Source organism: bacterium (assembly GCA_030654305.1).
In the GTDB taxonomy this organism is placed as follows: domain Bacteria; phylum Krumholzibacteriota; class Krumholzibacteriia; order LZORAL124-64-63; family LZORAL124-64-63; genus PNOJ01.
The window spans coordinates 1-1,570 of record JAURXS010000193.1; the positions used below are offsets into that span (position 1 = coordinate 1).

Consider the following 1,570-nt stretch of genomic DNA (forward strand, 5'->3'; position numbering starts at 1 on the left):
CGACGTGCTCGACCTGCCGATGGTCTATTACATGGAGGCCAGCTACCACATCAACGGCGAGCGCCAGACCGTGAAGCAAGGCAGCGGCGACCGCGCCTGGACCCGCGCCGGCGTCGTGCCCACGCAGGTGTTCGGCCGCAGCGACAAGCGCTACCCGATGCTGCGTTACCCCTGGGTCGACACGCGTGCCGCCCTCGTGGCCATGGCCACCGACCAGCCCGATCTGGACTGCGTGCAGGTGACCTACGTGAACCCCGAGACCGGCGGCGACGCACAGAACATCCTGGGCTTCTACGCACTCATGCTCAAGCCCGGCCAGACGCTCACGCTGCCCGCGCGCTCGCCCGCGCAGGTGTTCCACCTGATCGAAGGCGGCGTGGACGTGTCCACCTGCGGCAAGACCTTCGGTCTGGTCGAGGCCGACACCTGCTGTGCGCCCGGCTACGAGCCCGTGACGCTGAAGAACCGGTTGGCCGACCAGCCTTCGTTCGTCTTCATCGCCGACGAATCCCCGCTGCACCGCAAGCTCGGTGTGTATGAGGTCCGTTAACTTTTCTGATCACACCCAATGACCCCATACCTCTTCACCCCACCCGCCGTCCAGTCCCTGCCCATCCGGGGCAAGACCGAACGTTTCCCCATCAACCGCATCTTCTGCGTCGGCCGCAACTACCACGCGCACGCCGTCGAGATGGGCAAGCCGGTCGACAAGTCGGCCGAGCGCCCGTTCTACTTCACCAAGTCGCCGCAGACCCTGGTGCAGAGCGGCGCGACCGTGGCCTACCCGCCCGGCACGAACAACTACCACTTTGAAATGGAACTGGTGCTGGCCGTGGGCAAGGCCGGTTTCCGCGTCACCGCCGACAAGGCACACGAGGTCATCTACGGCTACGCGGCCGGTCTGGACATGACGCGCCGCGACCTGCAGCTGGTCGCCCGCGACAAGGGCCGTCCCTGGGACCTGGGCAAGGACATCGAAGAAGGTTCGGTCTGCTCCGAGATCGTGCCGATGGAGGGCCAGATCGTCGACCAAGGCGCCATCGCACTGGAAGTCAACGGCGCCACCCAACAGTCGTCCGACGTGGCCAAGCTGATCTGGAACATCCGGGAAATCATTGCCGACCTGTCCCAGTTCTACCACCTGCAACCCGGCGACCTCATCTACACCGGGACGCCCGAAGGCGTGGGCGCCGTGGTGGCGGGCGACCGGATCACCGGCCGCGTGGAAGGTGTGGCCGAGATCGCGCTGGCCGTGGGTCCGGCCGAATGAAGCTTCACAACTTCCGCCGCGCGGCGCCTGCGCAACAACCCGATGCCGCCTGAGCGCGGCCGCGCGCGGCAGACGGTCAGGCCTTGTCGCCGCCCGGGTTCAGCAGGCGGTGAACCATCTCCTGGTCGTCCTTGACGATGTGTTCCAGCAGCCAGTTGGCGAGAAAGCGGTGCAGCGCGTGCCCCTGGCCCTCTTCCCGGCTGTCCTGTTCGGCCATCGCCTGGATGCGGTCGGCAAAGGCCTGGTGACGGCGCGCGTGCTGGTCCAGTGCGGCCTGGGGCATGCCGCGGTCGCGCGCCC

Annotated in this window: 3 protein-coding genes; 2 read left to right on the plus strand and 1 reads right to left on the minus strand. The window is 67.1% G+C overall.

Annotated features, from left to right (window positions below; all coding sequences use genetic code 11):
* Together Q7W29_05110 and Q7W29_05115 are read left to right on the plus strand one after the other, a co-directional pair.
* Positions 1–550, plus strand: a 550-nt coding sequence (locus Q7W29_05110) for a cupin (protein ID MDO9171195.1), incomplete at its 5' end; no start/stop codon positions are given.
* Positions 551–568: 18 nt separating this feature from the next.
* On the plus strand, positions 569–1,270 hold the full coding sequence (locus tag Q7W29_05115; protein ID MDO9171196.1) for a fumarylacetoacetate hydrolase family protein: 702 nt from the start codon (positions 569–571) through the stop codon (positions 1,268–1,270).
* Between the two features lie 76 nt (positions 1,271–1,346).
* Here Q7W29_05115 and Q7W29_05120 read toward each other — a convergent pair.
* On the minus strand, positions 1,347–1,570 hold a 224-nt coding region (locus Q7W29_05120), incomplete at its 5' end, for a hypothetical protein (protein MDO9171197.1).